The organism is Treponema sp. R80B11-R83G3 (genome assembly GCF_054786115.1).
In genome coordinates, this window is record NZ_BDHF01000075.1 from 1 (window position 1) to 6,277 (window position 6,277).

Here is a 6,277-nt window from a genome sequence, read left to right on the forward strand (position 1 = left end):
TTCCGGTGCTAATGTTAATCATTTAGAGTTGCTCTCTGGCGAAGAGGGCATCAGGATTGTAAGCGCCGTTGTAGACATTACAGGGGATTTTAACGTAAACAATACAAAATTAACGCTGGACGGCTCCGGCGCAAGCAGCATAAAAGCCGTGAATATTACTATTGGCAATATTTCCGCATTGAATAATACGGATAAGATACTAGTGGAAGCCGGTAGTAATATATTTGTTAACGGTACTATTGATATGGCCAATACGGTAACACTGGAAGCAGTCGGCAATATAACCGTTAGCGGTAAAATTACCGCATATCAGCTAACTGCGAAAGCGCCAACCGGCACCGTGTCAATTGATGCGGTTGAAATAAATTTATCAAACAATGGTAATGAACGCGAGAACGCGGCAATTTATATCGTTGCCGATAATTTTATTGTTACGACAACGTCCGCGAATTCAATTATTCCCGGAGGGGCAGGAGGTCATCTTTGTTTAACGGTAAATACCCAATGGGCGGATATTAATGGCGTTGTTGACGGTATTGAAGGAGTGCCGGGTACGCTTGGAGCGCGCTGGCATCAGCATATTTCCGGTGTTGTTATAACAGGAGAGATAATCTACAGTTTTACAGAGGATTCAAACGGAAACGGCAAATTAGACAGGATTAGGGTACAGTCCAATTATGCGATGAATGGAGATTTTTCCGATTTTGATATAACTGTAGAAGGGTATATGATTGACAGATCAAAAGGTACTGACGGATTCCAGATGGTCAGCGCGGTTACCGGAAAAACGCCTTTTGATTATGATTCATTTTATATTTATCTGAAAGAAGCTTCTGATATTGACGGCGGAAATACACCCCTGTGGACTGTTACGAGAAATACGTCGCTTTTATCCGCAACAGGCACTATATTAGGCGATCCTGCGGCAGATAAAAATATCAAACCCATTGACACCATTCCCCCGCGCATAGCCTATACTCTTACCCTTCCGGGGCATCCGCAGACTTACGCGCAAATATCAGAACCGGCGATTTCTGATTCAGGCGTTGTTTCCGCTTCATTCGACGGCGTTTCAAATGTTAACGCGCAATCGGCGGGTCTTGGGTATCTTTTTGAACATTCAAATTCCTATATGGCGGATGATCTCGCGTCGTTACCTGATATTTATCAGGATACGGCGGCAACAGTTGTTAACGGTTATTTCAAAATAGACAGTATAGTTGATAAAGAGCCTAAGCCGGACTGGAGCGTAATTAATCCCGCGTGCCCGCCTAAATATCCTCTAAACTGGGGATATACGGTAAACGCTAAAGTAATTAACGAAATCGGTAACGCTCAAAGCGCGGACGGTACCGTGTCTTTTTCCAATGTTTTTACGCCGCCAAATAAATTACTAACTGTCGATATGATGACAAGACTTTCTAAAGGCGACGGTTCTCTTGTTACGCCAAATACTCCCAATATCGTAATACGCCGCGTTACCGATGTTATGATTTCGATAGCTCCTTCAACCGCTAATTCTTCTAATTCCGGCGGTGATGATTATTTTGTGTGGCCGGTGTGGGCGAAACCTCGTACAATTAACGCCGGAACTATTTGGCAATTTGACGGAACCGCTTATCTTGAAAAAAATCTTATAGAAGAGAATAACGGCATTGAACTTCAGGCGCGCATAAAAAATAATAATATGACGGGTAACTTGGAATTTTTCTGGACTATGGCGGATATTCCCGCTGATACGCGCAATCCAAAAGAAGCGACCGAAGCAAAAAAAGTCGGCGGTTTATGGCTGCCTAATGTATCGGGAATTTCTCCCTTGTATTATTATGTTCTCTTGTCCGATGGAATTAATAAAAATTCCGCGTCTTCATCTTCCCAACTTTTTAATTTTGATATAACATCTGACGCTCTTGTAAACAGCAAGAAATTTGAGTTTATTTTCCGGTTTGCGAATTCCGATATGTTTGCCGCCCGTCTTGACTCGCCGCCCGGCGTAATCCCAAATAACTGGTACGCTCTTATCCGTCCTTTCAGTTTTGATATTCAAAGCATACGCCAGCAGAGAGGCGGCGTTACCATCATGAACAATGTTATTAATTCGGATAAAAAAGAAACAGCGTATATCCGCTATAATCTTCCACGCTCCGGCAGAGTAACAATTCAAATTTACACGTTGGACGGCTCGTTGGTTAAATCCATCAGAAGAAATGAACACCGCGAAACCGGCACTTATGTTGACACATGGGACGGTTCAAATAACGGAGGAAGGGCAGTAGCGCGCGGAATGTACTTTGTGCGCGTTGTTGGCCCTGATATTGATGAAATCAGAAAAATTATGGTTGTAAAATGATGACAGAAAAAAACGACAGCGCAAAGCGCGATGACACGAAGAGCGATAGCGCAAAAAGCGCCAGCGCAAAGAGCGCCTTTACCGCGATTATTGGCCGCCCAAGCGTGGGCAAATCCACGCTCCTCAATAAAATGTGCGGCGAAAAAGTCGCTATTGTAAGCAAAGTGCCGCAGACTACACGTAACGCGATTAAGGGAATAGTGAACCGCGAAGAAGGGCAATTAGTTTTTGTAGACACTCCCGGGCGGCACACAAGCGAAAAAAAAATGAATAAAAAACTAATGGAAGTTTCCACCCGCGCTTTAACGGATAGCGACCTTGTTCTGTATGTTTTAGACGCCCTTCGCGCTCCCGGGCAGGAAGAAGAAGAAATTGCCGCCCTTCTAACCCCGTTATCTGAAAAAACCGTAATCGCCGTAAACAAAATGGACGCCCCCGGCGCGGACTTTACCCGAGCGAAAGAATTTCTTGCCCAGCGCATGCCCTCTGTCGCAGATGAGCGCATCTTCCCTGTTTCCGCCAACACAGGCTCAGGGCTTGACGATCTACTTCGCGCCTTATTCGCCCTCGCCCCCGAAGGGCAGCCCCTTTATGGGGACGAGTACTACACTGATCAGGAGACAGGTTTTCGCATAACGGAAATTATCCGCGAACAGGCAATTAACCGCCTGCGCCAAGAATTGCCCCATTCACTGTACGTTGACGTCGCCGACATGGAATTTAAAGATGAGAAACTTTGGGTAAGGGCGTTTATCATTGTAGAGCGCGAATCTCAAAAAGGCATGGTGGTTGGCAAGGGCGGAGAGATGATCAAGACGATACGTCTTGCCTCTTTAAAGGAATTAAAAAAAATATTTGACTGGAAAATCGATCTTGATTTGCGCGTAAAAACCGGCAAGGACTGGCGGCATAATGATCACACGCTTAGGAAATTAATCGAAAATACCTCACACAAAGGACGCTAAAGAAAAGAATAGAAGAGCGCAAAGAGGGATTAAAGGTTTTTGTCTGTTATCTTATCGTAAAGCTCACGCAAAGCTTTTAAACGAGCCTATCTTAAAAATTGTGTAAATGGCCATAAAATAGTAGAAATACCGAAGGAGAAACTATGGTCATGGCACGAAAGAAAGAGAAAAAAGAAAAGGATATTATCGGCCAACTGTTAGATAATATCGATTTCCGCTTTTCAACGATCAGATTATTTCGATGTACTCGTTTGGGATGAGCGACCGTGACATAAAGTCGCATATAGAAAAAGCATACAACGTGGAAGTGTCGCCCGATCTGGTAAGCCGCGTGACGAATGAAGTCATCGAAGAAGTAAGGGGCGAAATTTTGGATGGAGGTGTTAACGCAATTTAAAAACCGCAGGGTTGAAGACATCCTCATCGCCTGCATGGACGGGCTTTCGGGCTTTCGGGCTTTCCCAACGCGTTACGCGCAATATACCCTCAGACGCGGATTCAGGTTTGCATTGTCCGCATGGTCAGGAATTCGACTAAATTTATTTCCTACAAAGACCTTAAAAAACTGTGCGCAGATCTGAAGACTATTTATACGACTAACCGATTGAGTCGTTAAATTATTCTTTACGAAAGATCATTAAAAACAAATTGATCTTTGTTCCTTTGTGCTCTTCTTATATATTACATCATATTTTGACGTTCTTCATTCCTTTGGAAGACTCTATATAATCAACGGTATTGACGACTTCATAGCCCATTCTGCGCCCCTGTAATCTTTTCCCTATCTGTGCTACACTTCCACTATGTCAACAGATGATAAAAAAATAATTTACTCCATGCACAAAGTTTCAAAAAAGCATGGGACAAAACAGGTTCTTAAAGATATCAGTATCTCCTACTTTTATGGCGCGAAAATCGGCGTAATCGGCCTTAACGGGTCGGGTAAGTCGAGTCTTTTAAAAATTCTCTCAGGCAAGGATACAGAGTTTGCGGGGGAAACTTCAATCAGCCCCGGATTTTCAATCGGTTTTCTTGAACAGGAGCCGTATCTTGAGCAGGGCAAGACTGTTAAGGAAATCGTGTCTGAGGGGGCAAAAGAGTTGGTCGCCCTCCTTGCGGAGTTTGACAAGGTAAGCGAAGCGTTTGGAGAGCCTGACGCGGACTACGACAAACTCGGCGCTAAACAGGCGGAATTGCAGGAAAAAATTGAAGCCGCAGACGGTTGGAATTTGGACAGCCGCCTTGAGCTTGCAATGGAAGCCCTTCGCTGCCCTCCCGGCGATGAGGTTGTCGATCACCTTTCAGGCGGCGAGAGGCGGCGCGTCGCCCTTTGCCGTCTGCTCCTGCAAAAGCCTGACATCCTGTTACTTGACGAGCCGACCAACCACTTGGACGCTGAAACTGTGGCATGGCTGGAACGCCATCTGCGGGATTACGCAGGCACCGTTATCGCAGTAACGCATGACCGCTATTTTTTGGACAATGTAGCCGGCTGGATACTGGAGCTTGACCGGGGAGAGGGAATTCCATGGAAGGGAAATTATTCAGGCTGGCTGGAACAAAAAGAAAAACGCATGGAACAGGAAGAAAAAGGCGAAAGCGACAGGCGCAAAACTTTACAGCGCGAACTTGAATGGATACGCATGAGCCCCAAAGGACGGCACGCAAAGAGCAAGGCGCGTATTACCCAGTACAAAAAACTTTTTCAAGACGATGAGAGGGACCGCTCACGGGGAGCGGTATCAAACAATAAAATTACTATTCCCGCCGGTCCGCATTTGGGTAAACTTGTAATCGAGGCGGAAGGATTATCAAAATCTTTCGGGGACAAACTGTTATTCGACAACATGAGTTTTACGGTGCCGCCGGGAGCGTGCGTGGGCATAATCGGGCCGAATGGCGCGGGGAAGACCACTCTCTTTAAACTGATAACGGGCGGCGAAAAGCCGGATTCGGGAACTATAAAACTTGGAGAAAGCGTAAAAATTGGTTATGCCGACCAGATGCGCGCCACTCTTGACGGCGAAAAAAGCGTTTGGGAGCAGCTTTCTGACGGACAGGATTTGATTAAAATCGGCACGGGAACAAGCGCGAGGGAAGTCAACTCACGCGCCTACTGCGCATGGTACAATTTTTCGGGCGCGGATCAGTCCAAAAAAGTGGGAGTCCTTTCCGGCGGAGAGCGCAACAGGCTTAACCTTGCGATGATGTTAAAAGAAGGGGCGAATGTTCTTTTGCTTGACGAGCCGACAAACGATCTAGACGTAAACACGTTACGCGCTTTGGAAGAAGCTTTGGACGCTTTCGCCGGAGTGAGCCTTGTAATCAGCCACGACCGCTGGTTTTTAGACCGCATCGTCACTCACATATTAGCCTTTGAAGACGGCGAAGTTATTTGGTACGACGGCAACTGGTCAGAATACGCCGACTGGCGCAGAGAGAAACTAGGCTCCGCCGCCGACAGCCCGCACCGTTATGTGTACCGCAAACTGGAACGATAATTTATTCCAAAAATTTCTCAGTGAAGCCCACGCATAGCCCTCGGACAATAACATTGCTAATTGGTTTATGTTCTTTGTACCTTTGTGATCTTTGCGTGAGGTCTTATAGAATAATTGTGGTCATGTAAAGTGATTCATGCTATGTTAATGTATGGATAAAACAGAGGCACAGGCGCAAATGTTCGCTAACCGTTTGCAAAAACGGTTTCGCCATCTTAAAAAATGGGCGGCAAGGTACAGCATTGGCGCTTTCAGGCTTTACGACCGTGATATTCCCGAAATACCGCTTGTTTTGGATTTTTACGGGGACTACTGCAATCCCAATAACGCCGCTCTTTGCGGCGCCCTGTATAAGCGTCCCTATGAAAAAGATGAAAATGAAGAAGAGCAATGGCTTTCCATAATGAAAGAAGCCGCCGCCGCCGCGCTGGGAATAGCCGCCGAGAGAGTATTTTTAAAAC

4 protein-coding genes and 2 pseudogenes are annotated in these 6,277 nt (G+C 45.8%); all 6 read left to right on the forward strand.

The features are described from left to right. A partial coding sequence (locus tag ACYVRH_RS09720; RefSeq protein WP_461256717.1) for a FlgD immunoglobulin-like domain containing protein occupies positions 1 to 2,350 on the forward strand: 2,350 nt, incomplete at its 5' end. Then, positions 2,350 to 3,315: a GTPase Era gene (gene era / locus ACYVRH_RS09725; protein ID WP_461256719.1), complete on the forward strand. Its 966-nt coding sequence runs from the start codon at positions 2,350 to 2,352 to the stop codon at positions 3,313 to 3,315. The genes ACYVRH_RS09720 and era, both read left to right, overlap by 1 nt. Before the next feature lie 232 nt (positions 3,316 to 3,547). Then, positions 3,548 to 3,712, forward strand: a complete 165-nt coding sequence (locus ACYVRH_RS09730) for a transposase (protein ID WP_461256720.1) — start codon at positions 3,548 to 3,550, stop codon at positions 3,710 to 3,712. Further along, a pseudogene (locus ACYVRH_RS09735) lies at positions 3,705 to 3,907 on the forward strand (transposase); the annotation flags it as partial. The gene ACYVRH_RS09730 and the pseudogene ACYVRH_RS09735, both read left to right, overlap by 8 nt. Positions 3,908 to 4,118: 211 nt before the next feature. Next, positions 4,119 to 5,816 (forward strand): energy-dependent translational throttle protein EttA, encoded by a 1,698-nt coding sequence (gene ettA / locus ACYVRH_RS09740; protein ID WP_461256718.1) that lies wholly within the window; start codon positions 4,119 to 4,121, stop codon positions 5,814 to 5,816. A gap of 151 nt (positions 5,817 to 5,967) precedes the next feature. Continuing rightward, positions 5,968 to 6,277: pseudogene (locus tag ACYVRH_RS09745) on the forward strand (class I SAM-dependent methyltransferase); the annotation flags it as partial.

Bases quoted from the DNA above. Each gene is read 5' to 3' on its own strand.
- era (WP_461256719.1), top strand. From the start codon at position 2,350: ATGACAGAAAAAAACGACAGCGCAAAGCGCGATGACACGAAGAGCGAT.
- ettA (WP_461256718.1), top strand. From the start codon at position 4,119: ATGTCAACAGATGATAAAAAAATAATTTACTCCATGCACAAAGTTTCA.